Genomic DNA, 22,109 nt, shown 5'->3' with positions numbered 1-22,109 from the left:
CGGCATGGCCCGCGTCCGTTCCCAGGCCGGGAGTTGGGGACTGACGTTGCGGGCACAAGCGAACGTGAACGCCACTGCACTCGTGGAGACAGCGGAGCGCAGCCCACTCCTGAGAAGTGGCGGCGGTATGGGCATCTACACAGCCGGGCCAGCGAACAACGACGGACGTCAGCGGATGGAGGCCGAGGTGGCCAGGTCGTCAAGCAGCCTGTATAGGCTTTCGCGAACGCGCACGGACGGATGGTACCGATCTTGTAATCGGACGGTCGGGAGTCCCGCCAGGTGTAGCTACCGCTGTAGCAACGACCGCGGACGTTGACACCATCTCCCGGGCGCGGCTCGCAAGCCACCCGACTCACAGCGACACCCTCTCGCTCCGTCACCAGTCCTGTGGACCGGAAACGCGTCCCAGCGCCTCGCTGCTACCACCACCCCGTCTCCCACCGAACCGGCCGCCCGCTAGCGGGTCRGTGTCCGGCGGTCAAGGGGGCGGATACGACCGTAGCTCCATGCCGCCGTCCGGGRCAAGCCCGCCCACGCCCCCGCAATTCGTCCCGGAACAGGCCTTCAAAGCCAGGGACGAGACGTTCGGCGACGCTGTTCTCGCAGGTCGCGGGCCCGCAACCCCCTCCGGCGGGCATAACCGACCTATCCGGCCTTTGCGACTTATCAGGATGAAGACGTAGTTTCGCTCACGGAAATGAACATCACCGCGCACCGCATCGGCCGGGACCGCTGCGCTGTCCCTGCCAGGCGCGACCGCCATGACAGCAGCGACGCTCTGACGCAGAGATCAACGAAGCTGTTCCGCGGGCAAGTCAGCCTTTGCTCTCCTCGGGTCGGTTGGCGGCCCAGGAGGCACGGCTGATCGCGTGGACGTTGTTCGCCTTCCACGGGCCGACGTCGGCGATCTCACGGAAGGTCATCCCGAGCTTGCGGGCAATCATGTTCATGCCCGCGTTCTCCTGATGCGTTGCGGTGATCAGCTCGTCGACGTCGAGGTGGGCGAACCCGAAGTCGAGCGCCGCCGTGATCGCTTCGGTGCCCAGGCCTTGGCCCCAGCGGTCGCGGCGGATCGACACCGCGACCTCCACGCCTGGCCAGCCCTGGGCGAAGTAGGTGCCGGCGCGGCCGAGGAACTCCCCGCTGGCCCGGTCCTCGACCGCCCACATGCCGTGCCCGCGGATCGCCCACATGCCGATCAGATGGGTGACCAGCCGCTCGGTGCCGGCCCGGTCGAACGTGCCGTCCAGGTAGCGCATCGTCTCCGGGTCCGCGTTCATCGCCGCGTACGGGTCGAGGTCGACGACCTTCCAGCCGCGCAGCACCAGCCGTTCGGTGAGCACGGTGGGGATGGTGACGACGGTCGGGGTTCCGTAGTGGAGGGTCATGGTCACGCCTGGCCCGTGGTCAGTTCGAGGCGGGGGCGTGCCTGCCAGCGGTCCCAGAAGTCAYGGACGGGTTCGACGGTGGGGTGGCCGGTGAACGCTATGGCGATCTCTGCGACCCGGTCGGAGACCGAGGCGGTGGGCCGGGTGTCGAGCATGTCGACGACCTTCCCGGCCATGGTCGCGGCTTCGTCGATCTCGGGCTGTTCGCGGGCGGTGAGGCTGGCCGCGAGCGCGAGCAGCGCGTGGCCGTAGTCCTCGAACCCGCCCGCCTGGCCTCCTTCGTAGGCGGCGAGCGCGGCTCGGGCTATCGGCTCGGCCTCGACGCCACCGCCGATCCGGGTCAGGACCCCGGCGTACATCATCTCGGCGGCGGCCGGGCCGAACGGGCTGATCCCGGGCTGCAGCGACAGGTCCGTGACCGACGTGCGCATCCGGTTCAACGCCGCCCGGGTGCCCTCGACGTCGCCGAGCGCGCCAAGGGCCCGCGCCTCGTAGCTGGCGATCCGGGCCCGGGTGTACGGGTTGTCCGCCACGACCGCGGTCTTCCGAGCCGAGACGGCGGCTTCCTGGTAGCGGCGGCCGTAGAACGCCAGCGTCGTCACCATCTCCCCGACCGACGCGGTCAGCACCACGTCGTCGGTCTGGCTCGCGTGGTCTTCGGCGAGGCGGATGAACCGGCGCGAAGCCAGGGTGTCTCCGAGGTTGAACGACAGCCGCGACAGCATGTAGGAGGCGTAGCCGGCGGCGACGGTGAGCCTGGTCTGCGGGCGGGCCCGGCCACTGCCGTTCATCAGGTGGTGGTGCGCCGACTTCCACGTCTTCCACACCTTCGGCGCGAGCCGCTGGTGCGGTTCGACGGTGAACGCGACGGTGTGCGCGTTGATCGCGTCGTCGATCTCGTCGAGGGTCAGCACATCGGGGGCGGACGAGGTCCACTCCCGGTACATCTGGGCGGCGACGAGGCTCGCGGCGGCGAGTTCGAACGCCTGCCGACGGTTGGCGTCCACGGGTTCCTCCTGCCTGCTCGGGTCGAGCCCCAGGTCCCGGGCCCGCTTCTCCCTGACAGCTTCGTCCCGCAATCGCCGGATGGCTCCCGCTGCGGCCAACGCCGTGTCCAGCGCGTCCGCGAGGTCCGCGGACGGGATCTCCTGGCCGTTGACGGCCCGAGAGATCTGCTGGCGTTTGAAGCCGGTGCGGGCTTCGAGCCGGCTGTTGTTGGTCCGATGCTGATCACGCAGTGTCCGCAGCAGATCGGCCAGGTTGGCGAGTGCGTCGTTTCGCTGACCRGCTTGCACCTTCGGCCTCCCCGTCGACGCCTTCGCAGGTGGGTGCAACGAGCTGTTGCATGCACGCAACGAGCCGTTGCGTTCTGTTGCTCCGTTTGGGCGCAGTGTGTCATGGGTGCTGCGCGCGGTGAACACGCCGATCCGGTCCCGTCCGTTCCACCAGCTCAGGGCGGATGAACCCCGGGTCGTGTCGTGTCGCCGCTTCTGCTCCCGCCGGGCCTGGGCCGAGTCGTGCGGCCCGGGTTCGGCGGGCTCCACCCGTCCACACCGATCGCATCGTTTCGAGGAACCCGTGTCTGTTGCGCCCACCGGCATGCCTGTCCCGGCCGTCCCACGATGGCGGCGCCCGTCCACGCTCGACCCGACGGTGCCCGATGCCGTCGAAGTCGCCCTCGACGGGCACCGTGTGTTGATCAGGTCGAGTCTGGGCCCGTCGGTGYGGACCACCCCCGGCGCGTTCGGGGACTTCGTCCGTGCGGTCAAGCGGGGCGAGTACGACGACCTGCTCGGCGAGGTGGCGTGATGCCTGCTTCCACGCAGGCGTCGATCGCGCTGCTGCACACGGCCATGGTCGACCTTGTCCTGGCGAAGGAGCCCGTCTCCGCCCCGGTCGTAGCCGCGTTGAGGGCCGTGCCCCGGGACCTGTTCCTGCCCGACGCCGGCACCGAGGAGGCCTACAAGGACGACGCCGTCGTCACGAAATGGGATGTCTACGGGGCACCGCTCAGCGCGGTGTCGCGGCCCTCCACCGTCGCGGCGACGCTCGAGCAGCTCCGGGTCGAACCCGGCCAGCGGATCCTGGAGATCGGTTCCGGTGGCTACACCGCGGCGCTGCTGGCTGAGCTGACTGGGCCAACCGGCCACGTCACCACCATCGACATCGACCAGTCCGTAGTCCACCGCACCCACGCCTGCCTGGACAAAGCCGGCTACACCGACGTCACGGCACTGATCAACGACGGGTACTTCGGGTTCCCGCTCCGCGCCCCCTACGACCGGCKCCGCAGATGACCTGCCGAGCCTGGACCTGTGGCTGGCCACCGTGCAGCCCACCTACGGCCGGCTCCACGGCACCGACGCATCCGCAGGAGCCGAACTGCCTGCGGATGCGTCGGCCGGGGTGTCTGCCTGCTGGTCGGACGACAGCCTCGCCTTCCTGGCCTTCACCCCGACGGGCGGGACCGGCGTGGAGATCGGGGTTGTCGCGTACGGCCCCGACCGGTACCGGCTCGCGGACCTGCTCACCCACGACGTCCGCGTGTGGGACGCCGAGCGGCGCGRTGGCCCGGACCCCACCATCCGCGTCTACCCCACCGATGCCGGCCGCGCCTCGGCGCCGGCCGGACGGCTCCTCACGAAACCATCAGCCCAGCTCCTGATCACCTGGGGCTGAGACCCCACCATCCGACGATCGCGAGAGGAGAACGGTGTTGAGCGACGCGCACGGGCATCAACAACCGCCCGAAGCCGACGGGGAAGCACGCGCCTGAGGATCTGCGGGCCCGCCTCGTGGATGACCTCGTCGCGGCGGGTTCGATCAAAACGAAGGAGGTCGAGGCCGCGTTCCGCGCGGTGCCGCGGCACCTGTTCGCTCCCGAGGTGTCGCTCCAGGACGCCTACGCCGACGACATCGTGCGGACCAAGCAGGACCAGCACGGCATCACCGTCAGCTCGGTCTCCGCTCCCTGGCTGCAGGCCACGATGCTCGAACAGGCCGGGATCAGCCCCGGCATGCGGGTCCTCGAAGTCGGCTCCGGGGGCTACAACGCCGCCCTGATCGCGGAACTCGTCGGCCCGACCGGTGCGGTGACGACCATGGACATCGACGCCGACGTCACCGAACGAGCCCACCACTGCCTCGCAGCGGCAGGCTACGACCAGGTCCACGTCGTGCTGGCCGACGCCGAGCACGGCGTCCCCGAGCACGCGCCCTACGACCGGATCATCGTCACCGCGGGCGCCTGGGACATCCCACCCGCCTGGACCGATCAGCTCGCCCCAGACGGCCGGATCGTCGTTCCCCTGCGGATGCGGGGGYTGAGCCGGACGGTCGCGCTCACCCCCCGCGACGGCGTTCTGGTCAGTCTCGACCATCAGATGGCCGGCTTCGTGCCCGTGCGCGGCGACGGCGCCCATCCCGAACGCCTCGTCCCGCTTCACGATGCCGACGTGGGCCTGCGGTTCGACGAGCAGGCTCCCGAACTCGACGCCGCCGCACTGCGGGCCGCGCTACTCTCCCCGCGGGTCGAGGCGTGGTCGGGAGTGCGGTTCGGCGGGATGGAACCGTTCGACGGGCTGCTGCTGTGGCTTGCCAGCAGCCTCGACGACTACGGCTTGCTCTCCCGCGCCCGTTCCCCGACCGCTCGAGAGCTCGTCGACCCCGTCTCCCCGATCGGCACGCCCACCGCCGTGGAAGCGGACAGCTTCGCCTACCTCACCCTGCGAAAGGTCGAGGACGGCGACGACACCTACGAGTTCGGCGCCTACGCCCACGGTCCCCACGCCGCCCGCCTCGCCGGCCTGGTCGTCACGCAGGTCCAGGCCTGGAACCGAACCCACCGCGACGCGTCGCCGGCCACGATCAGCGTCCACCCGGCCACAACTCCGGCAGAGGCACTTCCGCCCGGCCGGGTGATCGCCAAGCGCCACCGCATCGTCGTCCTGAGCTGGTCCTGACCAACACAGCGACGCGTTCACCACCCCTTCCGAAGGAAAGGCATCGCCATGACTCCTGCCCACACAACCGCCCCGGCCCCGCTCCCCCTCGCCGGCGACTACGACCTAGACGTCGAGATCGTCGACGGCGGACCCGTCATCCCCGAGCTGCTGCGCTCCACCAGCGACAACTGCGGCAAGACCTGCTCGTCGGCCTGCACCAGCTGCAAGCAGAACTGAACCTCCGCCGCTGAGAGGTGCGTGATGTACCGCAGCCTTGACGTTCCGCTGCTACGGATGGCCGTGGTCCCCACCGATGTCGACCTGCCCCCATGGCCAGACCTCGACGACACCACCGACGGCGCCGTAGCCGGCTGGACGGATTGGCTGCGGGACATCTGGGCGCGGCCCGTGTTCGCCGACGCGATGAGGCTCGCCAGCCCGTCGCTGGCGGCGCGGGTCGCGTCGGTCTTCGACGGGCAGTGCCACGATCGGCGGACCGCCCGGCGGGCTGTCACTGCGACAGCCCGCTACGTACTGCGGATGGTCGGGCGCGCCACTCCATTCGGCCTGTTCGCCGGTGTCGGGCCCGCGGATTTCGGCCCGCGGGCCCGCGTCCGGCTCGGCGACGACCATCGGGTTCACGCCCGGCCGGGCGGCGCCTGGCTCGCCGCGCTCGCCGACGACCTGGAAGCGTTCGACACGCTGCTGCGACGGCTGCCGGTCACCGCCGACGGAATACCAGTCGCCCGAGGCGACCGACTGTTCATCGGCCCTGTCGCCCGGTCCGGCGACGACGCCGGGCCGGAGTCGGTGGTCGAGGTGTCGGTGCGCCGCACCCGGGCTGTGGAGGCGGCGTTGCTCCACGCGGTCAGCTCGCTGCCCGTCCCCGAGCTGGTCGCTCGCCTCGCCGCCGACAAACCCGCTCCCGCCGCCGGCCAGATCGAGACTATGGTGATCGAGTTGGTCCGCCGCCGGTTCCTGCACACGCCCCTACGCCCGGCGACAACCATCACCGATCCACTCAGTGAAGTCGCCGACCAGCTGGCCGCAGCCCGGATTGACGACCTGCCCCCACTCGCCGGCCGTCTCAACGTGATCCGCGACCTACAAGACCTGCTCGCCCACCACGACAACACGCGCTCCGCCTCGCACCGTCGCACGCTGCGCACGCAGGCAGAGGCGCTTCAACGGCGCGTTGTTCCCAGCGCTGACCCGGACCTCGACGTAGGCCTCGTGTTGAACGCGGACGTGGTCCTGCCGGCGGCTGTCGCCGAGGAGGCTGGGGCCGCCGCTCGGGCGCTCGCCCGGCTCACAGGGCCGACCGCCGTTCCCCCGGAGTGGGCGGACTGGCACGAAGCCTTCCTGGAACGCTACGGTCCCGCCGCCCTCGTCCCACTGCTGGAAGCCGTCAACCCTGACACCGGCCTCGGTCTGCCCGCCACCTTCCGCGGCTCCACACGCTCCCACCGCCCCCGCGGGAACGCGGCCCGCGATCAGCGCCTGGCCGCCCTCACGCAGCGGGCGGCCCTGAACGGCGCGCTCGAGGTACGCCTCGGCGACGCCGACATCGCGGCTCTGGCCGGCGACACCGCACCGGCCCGGGTTCCACCGCACGCCGAACTCCTCGCCGAGGTCCACGCCAACGACCTGCCGGCCTTGTCCCGCGGCCTGTTCACCCTGCGTGTGACCGGCGGCGGGCGCGCCGCCGCAACCACCACTGGCCGATTCCTGCACCTGCTCGACTCCGCGTCCTTCGACCGGTTCCGCGACACCTACGCCGCCCTGCCCACCATGCGGGCCGGCGCGACGACCGCGCAGGTGTCCTGTCCGCCGCTTCCCACGGCCACCGTCGGCGTGGCCCGATCACCGCGGCTCGCCGACACGGTGATCACGCTTGCCGAGCATCACGACGCCGGCCCAGGCGTGCTGCGTCCAGCCGACCTGGCTGTCGGTGCCGACGCTGAGGGGCTGTATCTGGTGTCGCTGCCCGACCGGCGTCTCGTCGAGCCGTCCGCCGCGCACGCAGTGGAGTTCCAGTACCACACCCACCCGCTGGCACGGTTCCTGTGCGAGCTACCCACCGCCCGCGTCGCCGTCTCCATCCCCTTCTCCTGGGGCGCTGCCGGTGGGCTGCCGTTCCTTCCCCGACTCGTCCATCGGCGCACCGTGCTCGCCCCGGCCCACTGGAATCTCACAGCTGCCGACCTGCCCAGCCGCGCCGAGTCGGCGCAGGAATGGCGCGAGGCGCTGGCCCGCTGGGGCGGCACGATCCCAGTGCCCACGCGGGTCCAGCTCGTCGAGACCGACAACCGATTGCGCCTCGATCTGCACGTCGACGCCCATCTCGCCCTGCTACGCGATCACCTGCACCGCCACGGCTCCGCCCGGCTCGACGAGGACGCCGCTCCAGAAGCCTTCGGCTGGCTCGCCGGCCACGCCCACGAACTGGTCATCCCGCTGGCCACCACCGCCGCACCCCTGCCGGGGCCGGCACCGGAGCGCCTCGCGGCAACCGTGCCCGCTGCTCGGTCGGATGCCCAGCTACCCGGTGTGTCGCCGTGGCTGTCGGCCCGGCTCTACGGCCACCCCGACCGGGCCACCGATCTCCTCGCCCGCCTCCACGACCTCTTGGACGCGTGGCCCGACCCGCCCGCGTGGTGGTTCCTGCCGTACCGGGACACCGAGCCCCACCTGCGGCTACGCCTCGCCGTCAACGAACCTGGCGGCTACGGGCTGGCGGCCACGCGGCTGGGAACCTGGGCTGCGGTACAGCGCGAGGCCGGACTGCTGTCGCACCTTCACCTCGACACCTACCAACCGGAGACCGGCCGCTACGGCTATGGCCCGGCGATGACCGCCGCCGAAGGCGTCTTCTCCGCCGACTCCGCCGCTGCCCTCGCCGCCCGCCGTCTCGCCGCCAGCGCCCGCCTGTCCGTCGGAGCGCTCACCGTCGCCGGCCTGGTCGATATGGCCATCGCCTTCACCGGCGCGTTGTCCACCGGCATGCGGTGGCTTCGTGACGTGCTGCCCCACGAGCCTGCCCGCGTCCCACGGGCGGAACGCACCACCACGTTGCACCTGGCCAACCCCGCAGATAGCTTCGCTCATCTGCGGGCCGTTCCCGGGGCGGACGCCGTGCTGTCCGCCTGGCAGCCGCGGGCCACAGCACTGGCCGCCTACCGCGACGCCCTCGCCGCGCAGCGCCCGCCTGACCAGGCCTTGGCCTCGCTGCTGCACCTGCACGTCGTCCGAACCCTCGGCCTGAACCCCGCCGCCGAACAGACCTGCATCGCCCTCGCCCGAGCCACAGCCGCACGCGCCCTCGCGACCACGGAAGCGACCGTCTCATGATCGCCTGCGATCAGGCCGCCGCCACCGCAGCAAGCCTTGCCACCCGCCTCACCGTCCCATCCCCCAGAGAACTCGGGCAGACTGCGCAGTCGCTCGCCGACGGAGCGGCCGGCATCGCCCTCCTGCACGCCGAGCGAGCGCACGCCAGCGCCGAGCGCTGGGAGCCCGTCCAGGCGTGGCTGACCGCAGCCATCTCCGGCCACCTCAGCGTGGCGATGAACAGCTCGCTCTACGCCGGCGCCCCGGCGGTCGCCTTCGCCGTCCACACCGCCGCCGGACAGACCCGCCGCTACACCGCCGCCCGCACCGCGCTCGATCAGACCGTCGCCACCATCGCCCACCGCCTCGTCGACGCCGCCAACGCCCGCATCGACCAGGGGGAACCGGGACGGTTCACCGAGTACGACGTCATCAGCGGGCTCACCGGCATTGGCGCCCACCTCCTCGCCCACACCCCCGGCGACGACGCCCTCGGCCGCATCCTCACCTACCTCGTCCGCCTCACCACACCTCTCAACCTCGACGGAGAGGAACTCCCCGGCTGGTGGTGCAGCCACGACCCGTCCCAGGGCAACACTGCCGAATTCGCCGGTGGACACGCCAACCTCGGCATGGCCCACGGCGCCGCCGGCCCACTGGCCCTGCTCTCGCTCGCCACACGCGCCGGGATACGCGTCCACGGCCAGACCAACGCCATCAACGCACTGTGCGCCKTCTATGACCAATGGCGCCACGACTCCCCCAGCGGTCCGTCCTGGCCACAGTGGATCACCCGCGCCGATCAGCAGGCCGCGAGACCGGCCCAGCCCGGCCCCGCCCGTCCGAGCTGGTGCTATGGCACCCCCGGAATCGCCCGCGCCCTCCAACTCGCCGGCATCGCCACCGGTGACACCACCCGCCAGAACGCCGCCGAACAGGCACTCGCAGCCTGCCTCACCGACTCCACCCAACTCGCCCACCTCACCGAAGCCGGACTGTGCCACGGATGGGCAGGCCTCTACCAAACCGTCGCCCGCGCCGCCGCCGACGCCACCACCGAGACCCTCAGCCGCCACCTGCCGACACTCGCCGCTTCCCTCCTGCTCTGCGCCCTTTCGAGCAGCGGGCGGGCTGATGGGCTCCTCGAAGGAGACGCCGGCATCGCCCTCGTCCTCCACAGCGTCGCCACCGGCGCACCGGCCACCGGATGGGACAGATGCCTGCTGATCCACTGACCGTCCCCAGCCGAGACATCGGCACCGAACAGGCCGTACTCGCGGTGCTGGCCGGCATCCCGCTACCCACTGCGGCAGCCCATGCCGCCTTGCCTCCCGACCAGCTCGCCGCAGCTGTCGCCACCTACCAGGCGGCAGGTCGCGCCGCGCTCGCAGTCCAAGGTGCTGCCTGGWTCCAGGTGCGTGTCACGTTTCCCGAGCCAGCGGACGCAGAGACCGTCGCAGCCACCCACCTGGCACCTGTCCTACGCCACGCCCAAGCCGCCGGCGCTGTCGCCTCCTGGTGGTTCGTGCGCAAGTCGCCCGACTGGCGGCTACGGCTCTCCCCAGCCAGCGGCCAATCTGTGGCGGATCTTCGTGCCACCCTCCGCCCCGCCTTCGACGACCTGACCGCGGCCGGAACGATCCACACCTGGACGGAAGGGATCTACGAGCCGGAGGAGTACGCCCTCGGCGGCGAGATCGGCACCGACGTCGCGCACCGGCTGTTCACCGCCGACAGCGGGCACGTCCTCGACCGCATCCACAGCGAGATCACCAGCAGGACCCCGCCGACTCTCGGCCGCCGCGAACTGTCGATGCTGTTGATCGGCACGCTGCTGCGCACCGCGGGCCTGGACTGGTACGAACGCGGCGACGTCTTCAACCGTGTCAGCCGCCTACGCCCTCCACCAGCAACRTCACCCACCGCTGCTGAAATTCAACGGCTGGCCACCGCTCTACGCAGGCTGCTGACCACCGACACCGACCCGGCAGGCGACCTGTTCGGCGCGGACCGACCGCTGGCCAACCTGGGAATCTGGGCCAGCGCCTTTCACAATGCCGGTCGGGCCCTTGGCCAGGCCGCATACGCCGGGACCCTGCGCCGCGGGCTACGCGACGTCCTCGGCCACCATGTGATCTTCCACTGGAACCGCCTCGGCCTGAATGCCGAGACCCAGGGCGTACTCGCCGCCACAGCGCGCGAGACAATCCTCCGCGCTCCCGCACTCCCCGAAGCGCTAACGCCGCAGGCACGCTGATGTGGCCGCCGCCGAACGACRCAGACACCGTCACCCGCATGCGCGCAGCGCACGAGCGCGCCAGCGCCGCCCTCCGGGTCACGGTCGACCGGACCCAGGCTGAGGAAGCGTGGGGCTTCGCYGGACGAACCCTCGGCCGACCGGTAATGACCCCCGACAGCCCAGGCTGGCTACGGATCGCCGCCACCGAAGCCGGACAGCAGATCACCACGTTCTGGGACGGCGGACGCACCGCACAGCAGGCGCTGCCAGCATCCATCCCACGCCCAGCGCTACGCGCGATCCACGACCATCACCACGACGGCTGGGACTACCGCGCCGAGCTATACGACCGCGTCCACGTCCGACCTCTCGCCGTCACGACCGTGCCGCGGCGGCTCACCGACTCACCGAAAGGGCAATGGTTCCAGGCACTGCRCCGTTCCTTCCGCATCCTCGCCACGGTCTCCACCGWCCGGCGCACCATCGAGCAGTCCTACCTCGACGACGTCATGCCAAGGATTCTCGGCGAACCGATCACCACCACCTCGCCCGCACCGTGGGTAACCGCGCACGGAGACCTGCACTGGGCCAACCTCTGCGGCCCCACCCTCTGCATGCTCGACTGGGAAGGCTGGGGCCTGGCACCCGCCGGCTATGACGCCGCCACCCTCTACTGCCACAGCCTGTTCATGCCAACGCTCGCCGCACAGGTTCAGGCGCGTTTCGCAGACGCACTCTCCACAGAGAGCGGCCGGTACGCCGAACTGGCCGTCATCGCCGAGCTACTCGACACCGTCCCCTCCGGCACCGGTATCGATCATGCGGGGCTGCTGCGTATCCGCGCCACACATCTTCTCCGCCGCGCCATACCCCGCCAGCAAGAAGGCGCAGCCACGAGGCCAGGACAGACATGACCCGCGCAGACGGCCACGCTCGGAAACAGCTCCGCTGGGCAGCGCTCCGGGCATGCGTTGGGGCAAAGGCACCTGCCCCTACGCCTGTGCGCGGTGGTAGACGGCGCTGGACCCCGGGACTGGCCAGAACAGGCCCACGAACGCTCTCATCGCCGCTGCGCCCGGACGTGCAGCTGCCCCACACCCGGCGGAGACTGCAAGCCAATTCAACGGAGGGTCTCACAGGGCCGAAAATGACCTGAYGGCGATCTGACTGTTGTTGTGTATGCAACATCTGTCAGATCACCGTCAGATCTCTACGGCCCTGGTCTATMTGCCCCGTGGCTGCGCTCCGGACAGCCTCCGCAACCCACGATGGCTCGTCGTCCCAAGCTTGCCCGGTCCGGCGAGCTCAACCTGTCCGCCGAGCCCGCGAAGTTCGAATGTTCCACTCGGAGGYCAGGAAGATCACCGAGTAGGGGCGTCACCCGGAGGGCCGGTCCGCCGTCGATGGTTCGCATGCTGCCTGATCAACGACCATCTGGGCAGGCTTCCTTGTCAGCACCCGTCGATGCCCTCCCGTCTTCAAGGACACTGACGGGCCCGCCGTGCTCAAGGGTCAGCGCGCCAGCACTGTCCAGATGCCGGCCGCTACGAAGACGGTTGACCCGCTGAACTGTCCGGATTCCAACGCGTGCTGGAGACGCGGCGGTCCGGGGCCGGAAGGGGCGGCGGCGTCCACCGGAGCCTCGCGGGATAACCAGTCTCGATCTGTCGTGACCGCGAGAAATCGTCGGGACGTGAGGATACGGTAGCTGAGCGCAAGGTTGTTCCTGGTTCGGAGGGGGTGCCGGTGGCCACGCGGCGGGGGCTATTCGCCGAGTTGCAGTACCAGGCAGCGCAGGCCGAGAAGCGGCAGCGGCAGCAGAGGGCTGCGGCCCACCGTGCACTCCTTGCCGCTGAAAAGGAAGCCGCGCAGAAGGCTCGGGCCGCTGAGCGCGCAGCCGCCGCGGCGGCCAAGGCGTCCACGAAAGAACAGGCCCGCTTGCTGAAGGAAGCGGGCCTGCTGTACGTCGCGGCGCGATTGAGCGAGGTCGGGTCGCTGAATGCCGATCTCGCGAGCACATTCGAAGAGATCGACGGCATTCTGGCCACGGCGCTCCTGGTCGACAGCTATGTTGATCTCGAGGCCTTGAAAGTCACGACCGTCGTGCATCCACCGTTCGAGCCCGGTGCTCTCGCAGTCCCGACACCGCCCGTTGCTGCTCCTGTGTACCCGGCGGAACCCGTCTACCAGGAGCCGCAAGTACCGGGAGTCCTATTCGGGGCGAAGAAAAAACATGCCCAGGCGATCGCTCAAGCTCAGACCACGCACGAGCAGGCGCTGCGGCGGTGGCGGGAACAGGTGTCAGCGATACGGACGGCGCATGTCTCCGCTCTGGAGCAGCGGCAGCGTGCCGAGGACGCTCGCCTGGCGAAGCTCGCCGCGGCGCGGGCGGTCCACGTCGAAGCGTGTCGTCGGAGAGACGCCGACGCCGACGAGCGGAACCGGGGACTCACCAGACTGATCAATGATCTCGCCTTCGACGTCGAGGCGGCGATCCGCGAGTACGTCGGGATCGTCCTGTCGAACTCCGCCTACCCGGATGCATTTCCAGTCACTCACGACTACGAGTTCGATCTCTCCAGCAGGGAGCTGCGTCTGGCAGCCGCTGTCCCTGAACCATCCGCAGTCCCCTCGGTCAAGGAGTACAAGTACGCCCCGAGGAAGGACGAGATCTCGTCGACCAAGCTGCCGGCGACGGTCCAGAAGGACCGCTACGCGAGCGCCGTCTTCCAGACCRCCGTACGCACGCTGCACGACGTCTTCGGCGCCGACCGCCAAGGAAAGATCCACTCGATTGCCCTGACGGTCGGGGTCGACCGGATCTCGCCTGCGACCGGGCTTCCGGAGACCATCCCGCTCGCGATCGTCGCTGCAGACCGCGCAACGTTCCGCAAGTTCCGGCTCGACCAGGACGAGATCGTCCCTCAGAAGACCCTCGAGTACCTCGGCGCGGCGCTGTCCCCTTCGCCGTTCACTCTCAAGCCCGCCGACGCCTCCCGCGGCATCAGGCAGCGTGGGCAGTGACCATGCGGTTCAACCCACCGCCAGGCTGGCCCACACCCCCCGAAGGCTGGACTCCCCCACCAGGTTGGGTTCCAGACCCATCTTGGCCCAGGCCGCCCCACGGATGGCAGCTCTGGCTTCCGGGGCCCACCGTCACGTCGCTCGGGACCGGCGACGACCTTCTCATCCGATCGGAACCCGGAGTCCAGGAGTTCTCGCTCGAAGGCGCATCCATGTCATCCGGATCCGAGACCAGCGAGATGCCGGTCGACAGCGCCGCGCTGATGGCTCGCATCACTGAACTAGAGAAGGCGCTCGCCGCTACCCAGGCTGGCTCCCGTGAGATCATCGATCTCAGCGATCAGCGGGCCCTCCAGGACGTTGGCATATACCGATATCACCACCCGCTCGAGAACGCCGCCGCCTATAAGGGACGCCTTGAAGAGATCGACACGCATATCGCCGAGTTTGTGAAGTCCGGCACGGCGATCCTTGCCGCGGATCTGTTCACCTTCAACGGCTCGCTCGCCAAGGGGCGCCGACTCGTCGCCGACCTGTCCAAGCTGATGCTGCTCGCCTACAACGCCGAGGCAGCCAACTGCGTCCGCTCCTTGCGCGCCGGCAACATCACAACCGCCAAGAAGCGGCTGGAACGAACCGTGGCGTCGATCGAGAAGCTCGGCGCGATCATGGAGATGCGGATCAATCCTGACTACCACTCCCTACGGATCGCCGAACTCGAACTCACCGCCGACTTCCGAATGAAGATCCAAGAAGAGCGACAGAGAGAGCGGGAGCGACGCGCACAGCTAGCCGAGGAACGCAAAGCTCAAGAGGAACTCGCCACCGAGAAGGAACGCCTCAAGAAGGAACGTGCCCACTACGCAAGCGCGCTCGAAACTCTCCGCGCCCAGGGCGACGACGCTGCTGCAGACGAACTCGCTGGCCGACTGGCGGACATCGATCAGGCCATCGAGAAGAACGACTACAGGATCGCGAACATCCGCGCCGGATACGTCTACGTCATCTCCAACATCGGCGTATTCGGCCCGCACGTCGTCAAGATCGGCCTGACCCGACGCCTCGATCCGATGGACCGGGTCCGCGAGCTCGGTGACGCCTCCGTTCCATTCCGGTACGACGTCCACGCACTCTATTTCTCCAAAGACGCTGTCACCCTCGAAAACGAACTCCACCAAGCATTCGCCGACCGGCGCGTGAACTTCGCGAACCCGCGCCGCGAGTTCTTTTTCGCCACCCCATCAGAAGTACGGAACGTCCTCCTAGAAAAGACCGAAGGGGGCCTACTCCAATTCACCGAAGAACCCGAAGCACTCGAGTATCTTCAAAGCCTACGGTACTGGCCTGACCACGCCCAACTTCCAACGACTGCCAGCCGAGCTACCGGAACCTGACCCGCCATGCAGAACCGGGCGGTGATCGCCACACCGACGAACGCTCCGCCAGCTCAGTCGACGTCCCAGGCTTCCCAGGAGACCACCCAATCGGCTGGCCGCCGAGAGAGCGCTTCACCCCCGGCGGTAAGAAATTGGTTGAGGGCCTCCATCGCCACGCGAGAGTGTTCGGATGCGTGCTGATCGTATATCTCGCGGCATTCCACGTAGATGGTGGTCTCGAGGGAGAAGGTCTTGCTCCCGTGACCAGTTCTCGCTCGCACCAGTTTCCGGATCCGCTTCCGTAGCTCCGCCTGCTGGTCCCCCGGAACACTGCGCACCTCCGCGAACCCCTGTTCGCAGACGACATCAGCCGCGAGCTGCGCGACCAACGAGAGTCTTCGGTCCGCGCGCGGCGTCGGGTAGAAGCGGTCGATCAACGTCAGACAGCGGCGGCAGGTCGGGGCGAAGGCCACCCGGCCGTCCTCCCTCAGCGGGCCGCCCTCACCGCCGACCATCACAGCCCACACACTGCCACACAGCGTGGTCTCGGCCCAGCGAGGCGCCAGGAGTTCCTCCCTGACATAGTGGGCTGCCGTCGGCGAGAGATGCGGTCTCGACGAGTCAAAATAGAAGTCGTGGACCGCACCTCGGCCAGACGACTCCAAGTCCGCCAGGCGAGCCAGATGAATCACGTCACCGCCGCTGGTGACGGTGAGAAGCATCGACCTTCCGCCCACGTCAACTGCGTTAACGCCAAATTTCGATACCGTCATAGATGCATTGTCTACCATACGGAGGCAACCTCGACCGGCCAGCCAGCAGAAGCGTGAACTCGGGGTCGGATCGCGGTTGGAGTACTGGTCACAATGAGCGGGCCCCCTGGGTGGCCGCTCTGGAGCCTCGCCAGGCGGGCGCGTGGTCGGATCGGTGGGAAGCCGCGACATAGTGGACCGGCGCAACGACGACGCCGGCCGGCACCGAAAGCGAGAGTCCCAAAGGATGGGAATAGCGCCGACCAGCGGTTTCACACCGGCAGCCTGGCTGTGGAGGGCCGGTTTGAGCTGACTTCACTTGCTTGAAGTGGTTCGGTGGGCGGGCGTGGCGCGTCCCGCCGAACTACGTAGATGAGGGAGGGTCTTCAGCGAGGCGGACGCGGTGGCCTTCTGCGGTGTAGCCGAAGTCATGTTCGTCGTCGTCGCGGAAGCGTTTGTAGAACCATTCGGGTACTCGAGCTGGGTCTAGACGGGTGCGGAGGACGCCGTCCTGTACGTCGCGGGCCACGTTGCGTAGGCGGTGCCATTCGGTGTCGAGCACGGGGCCGGGACGTCCGTTGTTCAGCTCGGCGTTGACGACCTTGGCGAGTCGTTCGCGTTCGTCGGCCACCTTGCGTTGGCTGGACCAGATCTCGTAGGCGATCTGGTAGGCGGCCAGGGACGGGACGAAGAAGCTGAGGAGGGTGTCGAGCAGTGTGGCGTTCGCGACCGCGAGACCGGCGATCAGACCGATGGTGGTCCACAGGATTGCTGCGGCGGCGATGAGGTGGCTGTATCGGCGGCGGAGGCGGGCGTCCCAGGCGAGGTTCTGTTCCTGGGCGATGAAGACGTCGTAGGGGTGGTGGACGTCGTGGGTGKGGTCATACCAGCCGTCGGTGATGCGTTTGTCCTTTTTTCCCCCGCGGGAGAGTTGGCGTGCGAGGCGGCGGACGTCTGGTTCGGGGATCGGGTCGCCGGCGACGGTGGCGCGCCATGGTAGGTGGAACAGGGCGGTGTCGAACATCTCCTGGAGCAGGGCGCCTTGGCGGGCGGTGTTCCCGGAGAGGCCCTTGAGCAGGAACGCTGAGACGACGAACCAGAAGAACCCGACGATCGAGACCACGGTCCGGCCATGCCCGATCAGCGTGATCAGGACACCGGYGGCGGCCAGTGCGGTGGCTGCGACGGCGCGGACGGCTTCGAGGAGCTGTCCACGTTGGTGGCTTGCCGCCGCGGCACGCTGTAGGAGCAGCATGTCGTCGTCGAGCTGCCGCTCGTGGATGGCCCGGGACGGTATCCCACGGATGCCGGCGGGGCCGGTAGAGAGTTTCATGGCTTGGTCATTCGGTTCCCGAAGAGCTTCCTCCACTCGTCGTAGGCGGCACGGTCTTGGCCTTCGTCCTCCAGGTCGACCGCGCGCTCGGCGATTACACGGGCCTGGTTGAGCGCGTTGGCCGCAGCGAGTTTCTGAGTCGTGTTCATGACGGCGTTGACCTCGCCACCGAGACCGGCGGGGTMGGGCCATTCATCGCCGATGCGTTCGGCGGCGGTGGCCAGGAACAACACGATCTCGTCCTGGTAGCGCCCGAACGGTGGCTTCACCAGGGACTGGGCCATGGCCTCCAGCAGGAAGGATGGCGAGACTGGTTCGCCGAGTTCACGGTTGATTCCTTTGATCATTTTGACGAAGGGCACGTACTTCCCGTCGCAGTCGGCGTTCTTGGCGATGCTCAGCTCGTGGTGGCGCTTGGGGTTGGTCGCGATCCAGTCGCCCGCTGAGGGATTGGGGATGTAGTAGCCGCCATCCTTCCGTTTGAAGGCGGGGACCACGTCGATGGACATGACTTCGTCGTCGGCGCCGTAGGGGATGACGACCGCCATGCCGTCGCGGGCGGCGGCGCTCCACTTCTGGCGCAGCAGGGTCTCCAGCGCGTTGATGACCTGGATGGGGGCCTGGTCACGGAAGCCGGCCTGGGAGCCGTCGGAGTCGAGGACGACGAAGATATCGATATCCTTGAGCTTCTTCGTCTTGGTATCGMGCCGGTAGCTACCGGTGAGGAAGTCGTCAGCGAGGTCCCAGTGCGACGTGACGAAGTCGCGGATGGTCTCGTGTCGCGCCTTGGCCAGGTTCTGCTCGGTCTGGGTGATCTCCAGATTGTGCTTGAGCTTGGCGAAGGCGTCGTCGATGTATGCCATAGCGGTGTCCCTGCTCGTGGTCTCAGGCGTGGTAGTACCGCATGCCGGTCGAGGCGTGCGGGGCGGAGCCGAGGGTGCCGAAAGTGATGCCGCGCAGGCCGTCGGTGCTCGCCCGCTGGCCGGGGCCCCAACCTGGTTGCGGCGTGCGGGGCCCGTTGAAGGTGCAGAACAGTCGGTAGGTGGTGCCGGTGGGCACCCGGTCGAGCTTGGYGCGGAACCGGGCGAGCCGGGCGCGGGAGGCGGTGAATTCGGCGTTGCCGTCACCGGAGGCGTTGTAGGACACCGGGAACTCGACCACCGGCACCACGGCGCCCGAGGGCTGGTGACATTCAAGGACGACCGCGTCGAGGGAGCCCTCCTCGACCCAGGCTTTGATCGCGTTCTCGTTCTGCACCCAGTCGCGGTTCAGCCGGTCCATGTTGATCCCGAGGTCGGCAAGGATGTCGGTGATGGCGCCGAGGATGATGTCCGTCAGGYGCGTGGCGGTGTGGGTCCGGGTGTAGCTGTAGGTATAGGTGGAAGTCATCGCTGGGTCACCGCCCGGCGGAGGGCCTCACGGTCGATCAGCGGACCTGAGCTGTCGGCCTTCGTCTCCTCAGCGGGCGGGGCAGCGTCCGACAGCCGAGCGTGCCCAGCCGCAGCGGCTTTCACCTGACTCATGCAGCGGGGCGGGCGACGGGAGGTAGATCATGAAGTCGTCGGCGCCCGCCGCGCCGGGGACGGGGTTGAGGTTCTCCTCCAGGGTCAGCGCCGCCGCGCCAGACACCGTAGTGATCTCGCAGTGCACCTTGCCGGCCACCAGGGTGACCGGGTGCTTGTTCAGGTGCCCTCCCGCGATCAGCATCCGCCCGACCGCCTCGGCTGCCGACATCGCCCGTCCCGCCTCRTCGCGCGACAGTGAGGAGGACTGCGCCACGGTGTCCGCTATGAGGTCCGTGATTACCGTCCAGGTCGCGCTGGCGCTGCGCACGGGYGAGGCTGCCACCTCCCTAGTGMGCCGCACGGGACACCTCCGGCTGGCGCGTCTCCGCAACGGCGTTGTGCACTGCGGCGGCCAAGTCGTCCTCGGTGAGGCTGCCTGGGTCGAGCACCGTCTCCATCCGCTGGGCCAGGGCTTCGAAGACGACCTTGCGCGTGCGGCGGCCGTCCAGTCCGTCTGCGGCCTCGGCGATGCGGCGCATCGCTGAGKAGCGGGCCAGATCACCCAGGGCCGGGTACTTGTCGGCGAGTGTGAGTAGCGTGGAGGCCAGGATCTCCCGTAGCGCCTCCGGCTCCGGGAACGGGACGAGGATGGCGGCGTCGGAGCGGGACAGGAACGCCTCGTCCAGAGCKGTGGTGAAGTTGCTGGTCGCGACGAAGAACAGGTGCGGGTGCTCGGCGGCATTGAGATCCAACGCCGTGAGCACCGCGTCGGTGGCACGGTGGACGTCGGCCGGGTTGGCGGCCAACGACGCCGCCGAGCGGGCAACCGCCATCGACTCGACCTCGTCCAGGATCACCACGGTCGGCATCCCGTCCGACGCCAGACCCGGCACATACTCGCCAAGCAGCTCGCTGACCCGCTGCTGCGACTGCCCATGCTCGGCGCTCATCAGCCCATGCGGGTTGATCTCAATCCGCCGCACCTCGCCGCCGCGAACGAAGCGCGCGACCTGCGCCGGCAGACCGCGCGCCAGGGTGGTCTTGCCGGTGCCGGGCGGCCCGTAGAGCGTGCACAACCCGTGCAACGCCGTCACCGCGAACGGCAGATCAGGTCGCACGAGCAGCGACAACAAGGTGTGGTTGCGCAACCGCTCCTTGATCGTCTCCGGCACCACGATGGCGTCCCACAGTGCGGCCTCCGCCGAGTCGGCCGCGACCACCTTCTCCGACAGCACGCACTCCTGAAGCTTCATCCCTCGACTCCGTCCCCCACACACAGCAGGTCACCTCAGATTTGAACAAGATCTTCTCAGATATCGGTAGACTACACGACGGGGAAGCGGCGCAACTCGGCACACTTCACTCGGGCGCGTCCTGCTCGGGCCGAGCTAGTTGACCGCCMGGTAACGAAGGTGTGCCTAAGATGCGAGCGGAGCATCAAGATCGAGAATCGTCCGCTGATCGGCGGACACCGACTGGCGCGGAGACGAGCGACGTGAACGATCCGCAACTGGACCCCGGTGACATCGCGGCCCTGTTCGATCGGGCCAGACTGCGGATGGCGCGTGAACTTCGCGGTCTTACCCAGGTGCAGCTGGCGCGAGAAGTCGGCTCCGTCACCGCGGCCTCGGTCAGCCAGTTCGAGAACGGGCACACCAAACCCGCCACATCGACGCTTTGCCGCCTCGCGGTCGCGTTGCGGGTGCCGCCGAGCTTCTTCGCAGCGCCGGCCCGCCCTCCCGCGCAGGACCAGGTCAAAGGGTTCTTTCGCAGCCTTCGATCAACTTCTCCGCGAGATCGTCAGCAAGCTCTAGCCTACGTGCACCTTGCGCGGGAACTCGCGCTCGAGCTCGAGAAGCACGTCGCGCTGCCCGACCTCAACCTGCCACGCCTTCCGGTCGACAAACAGCCGCTTCAGTCCGCCGACATCGAGCAAGCGGCAGCTCAGGTTCGTGGCCATTGGAACCTGCCACGGGGTCCAGTTCTCGATGTTGTACGACTACTTGAGACGAACGGGATCGTTGCCGTTCGTTTTCGCGTCAGCATTGAAAAAGTGGACGCATTTTGCGTTAATTTCCCTGACCGACCCGTCGTCGCCCTTGGTGCCGATAAGGGCCTGCGTGACCGCTCCCGCTTCGATGCAGCCCATGAACTCGGCCATCTAGTTTTGCACGGATTCTCGGGAGAAATTGGAGACAAGACCACGGAGGGGCAAGCCCACGAGTTCGCCGCTTCGTTCCTCATGCCGRCCGACGACATCAAACCCGAACTCCCAGATCGACTTGACTGGCCCGCATTTCTCCATTTGAAAGCAAAATGGCATGTCTCGCTTGCAGCCCTTCTGGTGAGGGCGAGGACGCTCGGGGTCATGAATGAACACACTTACGCACAGGGATGGAAAGCCTTGTCTGCACGTGGATGGAGGAAGGTAGAGCCGGGTCCGCTGGGAAACCCGGAGGTTCCAGTGCTTCTACAGCGCGCACTAGAACTCATGGAGACGACCGGCCTCTCCTTTGGAGATTTTATCAACCGCTCCGGACTCCCGGAAACAGACGTTAGAACTCTGCTAAGTCGGGATATCACCGAACGCCCTCGAGTGGTGCTCTGATTTCCTCGAATTCCGAGCGGGACAGGCGGGCCGGTCGCCCTCCAGCGACAAACAATTGCGACCCGCGCGAGGATTCAGCCGTCGACCGAAAGGAGGCGCTTCACGATTTCATCGGCCGCGAAGTCAGGACGACTGGCGACGCAGCGTGCCCGATCTTCCCTATGAGAGGACATGCGGGAGCTGACTATTGTAGCGGGGGGACTACATTGCACCACCGTGGCGGTCGCCMGGATCGGTGAAGCGTTCCTACTGTTCGGCCGACGGTCTAGTCCGGCGGCGTGTGTGCGCAGGTGACCTCGGATTTTTCGGCACGGCGCGACACGTTGCGGTACGCCCGGATACGCAGTGTTTCGTCTTGTTATCGAGTGCTCGGAGTACGGGCCCCCCGAGCATCGTGGTAGCCGCGAGGCAGTCACGACCAACCTCGGCCTGATGGGTGGGCTCACCTGGCAACTGTCGGGTTGGCCACCCGGAAACGCCCCACAGCCGTCCTGACGGCTACCGCCGACTCAAGGACTTGATGGTCATAACCAACCTGAAGAACACAGGCCAACCGCATCGACGACCGTCACCGAGGGCGACCGACTGCTTTGAAACCAGACGGGGC

General features: G+C 68.2%; 20 protein-coding genes. 12 read left to right on the top strand and 8 right to left on the bottom strand.

Going from position 1 to position 22,109, the window contains the following annotated elements; translation table 11 throughout:
* Positions 1-818: 818 nt before the first annotated feature.
* Both CcI156_RS03590 and CcI156_RS03585 read right to left on the bottom strand, forming a co-directional pair.
* Positions 819-1,391, bottom strand: coding sequence for a GNAT family N-acetyltransferase (locus CcI156_RS03590; RefSeq protein WP_011435577.1), 573 nt, complete (start codon positions 1,389-1,391; stop codon positions 819-821).
* Between the two features lie 2 nt (positions 1,392-1,393).
* On the bottom strand, positions 1,394-2,686 hold the full coding sequence (locus tag CcI156_RS03585; protein ID WP_076804294.1) for a hypothetical protein: 1,293 nt from the start codon (positions 2,684-2,686) through the stop codon (positions 1,394-1,396).
* A 283-nt stretch (positions 2,687-2,969) separates the two neighbouring features.
* Between CcI156_RS03585 and CcI156_RS03580 the strand changes: the two genes are divergently transcribed.
* From CcI156_RS03580 to CcI156_RS03535, 11 genes are all read left to right on the top strand, one after another.
* Positions 2,970-3,200, top strand: a complete 231-nt coding sequence (locus CcI156_RS03580) for a DUF397 domain-containing protein (RefSeq protein ID WP_254847255.1) — start codon at positions 2,970-2,972, stop codon at positions 3,198-3,200.
* Positions 3,200-3,688 (top strand): hypothetical protein, encoded by a 489-nt coding sequence (locus CcI156_RS26540; RefSeq protein WP_254847254.1) that lies wholly within the window; start codon positions 3,200-3,202, stop codon positions 3,686-3,688. Before CcI156_RS03580 ends, CcI156_RS26540 begins: the two co-directional genes overlap by 1 nt.
* 31 nt (positions 3,689-3,719) lie before the next feature.
* Positions 3,720-4,070, top strand: a complete 351-nt coding sequence (locus tag CcI156_RS26535) for a hypothetical protein (protein WP_254847253.1) — start codon at positions 3,720-3,722, stop codon at positions 4,068-4,070.
* A 101-nt stretch (positions 4,071-4,171) separates the two neighbouring features.
* Positions 4,172-5,353, top strand: coding sequence for a methyltransferase, FxLD system (fxlM, locus tag CcI156_RS03570; RefSeq protein ID WP_134350967.1), 1,182 nt, complete (start codon positions 4,172-4,174; stop codon positions 5,351-5,353).
* Between the two features lie 48 nt (positions 5,354-5,401).
* Positions 5,402-5,572, top strand: a complete 171-nt coding sequence (locus CcI156_RS03565) for an FxLD family lanthipeptide (RefSeq protein ID WP_023840439.1) — start codon at positions 5,402-5,404, stop codon at positions 5,570-5,572.
* A gap of 24 nt (positions 5,573-5,596) precedes the next feature.
* Positions 5,597-8,686 (top strand): lantibiotic dehydratase, encoded by a 3,090-nt coding sequence (locus CcI156_RS03560; protein ID WP_023840438.1) that lies wholly within the window; start codon positions 5,597-5,599, stop codon positions 8,684-8,686.
* Positions 8,683-9,900: a lanthionine synthetase C family protein gene (locus CcI156_RS03555; RefSeq protein WP_076804291.1), complete on the top strand. Its 1,218-nt coding sequence runs from the start codon at positions 8,683-8,685 to the stop codon at positions 9,898-9,900. Before CcI156_RS03560 ends, CcI156_RS03555 begins: the two co-directional genes overlap by 4 nt.
* On the top strand, positions 9,882-10,922 hold the full coding sequence (locus CcI156_RS03550) for a thiopeptide-type bacteriocin biosynthesis protein (RefSeq protein WP_076804290.1): 1,041 nt from the start codon (positions 9,882-9,884) through the stop codon (positions 10,920-10,922). The genes CcI156_RS03555 and CcI156_RS03550 overlap by 19 nt, the downstream gene beginning before the upstream one ends.
* Positions 10,923-10,960: 38 nt before the next feature.
* Positions 10,961-11,818 carry a hypothetical protein gene (locus CcI156_RS03545; RefSeq protein ID WP_254847252.1) on the top strand — a complete coding sequence of 286 codons (858 nt, stop codon included), beginning with the start codon at positions 10,961-10,963 and terminating at the stop codon, positions 11,816-11,818.
* 832 nt (positions 11,819-12,650) lie between these two features.
* Positions 12,651-13,928 carry a hypothetical protein gene (locus CcI156_RS03540; protein ID WP_076804293.1) on the top strand — a complete coding sequence of 426 codons (1,278 nt, stop codon included), beginning with the start codon at positions 12,651-12,653 and terminating at the stop codon, positions 13,926-13,928.
* A 2-nt stretch (positions 13,929-13,930) separates the two neighbouring features.
* Positions 13,931-15,322, top strand: a complete 1,392-nt coding sequence (locus tag CcI156_RS03535; RefSeq protein ID WP_051874872.1) for a DUF4041 domain-containing protein — start codon at positions 13,931-13,933, stop codon at positions 15,320-15,322.
* A 53-nt stretch (positions 15,323-15,375) separates the two neighbouring features.
* Here the strand turns inward: CcI156_RS03535 and CcI156_RS03530 are convergent, their stop codons facing one another.
* The 6 genes from CcI156_RS03530 to CcI156_RS03505 all read right to left on the bottom strand — a co-directional run bounded on the left by CcI156_RS03530 (position 15,376) and on the right by CcI156_RS03505 (position 20,147).
* Positions 15,376-16,095, bottom strand: coding sequence for a hypothetical protein (locus CcI156_RS03530; RefSeq protein ID WP_134351952.1), 720 nt, complete (start codon positions 16,093-16,095; stop codon positions 15,376-15,378).
* A 325-nt stretch (positions 16,096-16,420) separates the two neighbouring features.
* Complete coding sequence (locus CcI156_RS03525) at positions 16,421-17,389, bottom strand: S-4TM family putative pore-forming effector (protein WP_076804288.1); 969 nt, start codon at positions 17,387-17,389, stop codon at positions 16,421-16,423.
* Positions 17,386-18,252, bottom strand: coding sequence for a CBASS oligonucleotide cyclase (locus CcI156_RS03520; RefSeq protein WP_076804287.1), 867 nt, complete (start codon positions 18,250-18,252; stop codon positions 17,386-17,388). Before CcI156_RS03520 ends, CcI156_RS03525 begins: the two co-directional genes overlap by 4 nt.
* 22 nt (positions 18,253-18,274) lie before the next feature.
* Positions 18,275-18,778, bottom strand: a complete 504-nt coding sequence (locus tag CcI156_RS03515) for a hypothetical protein (protein WP_076804286.1) — start codon at positions 18,776-18,778, stop codon at positions 18,275-18,277.
* A 69-nt stretch (positions 18,779-18,847) separates the two neighbouring features.
* Complete coding sequence (locus CcI156_RS26130; protein WP_217697667.1) at positions 18,848-19,123, bottom strand: hypothetical protein; 276 nt, start codon at positions 19,121-19,123, stop codon at positions 18,848-18,850.
* A 118-nt stretch (positions 19,124-19,241) separates the two neighbouring features.
* Positions 19,242-20,147 (bottom strand): AAA family ATPase, encoded by a 906-nt coding sequence (locus tag CcI156_RS03505; RefSeq protein WP_076804285.1) that lies wholly within the window; start codon positions 20,145-20,147, stop codon positions 19,242-19,244.
* A gap of 242 nt (positions 20,148-20,389) precedes the next feature.
* Between CcI156_RS03505 and CcI156_RS03500 the strand changes: the two genes are divergently transcribed.
* Complete coding sequence (locus tag CcI156_RS03500) at positions 20,390-21,502, top strand: ImmA/IrrE family metallo-endopeptidase (protein ID WP_076804284.1); 1,113 nt, start codon at positions 20,390-20,392, stop codon at positions 21,500-21,502.
* Positions 21,503-22,109 lie beyond the last annotated feature (607 nt).

It is taken from the genome of Frankia sp. CcI156 (genome assembly GCF_001983015.1).
GTDB lineage: Bacteria > Actinomycetota > Actinomycetes > Frankiales > Frankiaceae > Frankia > Frankia casuarinae.
Note: the sequence above shows the minus strand (reverse complement) of the source record. Positions and strands in the feature narration are given on the sequence as shown.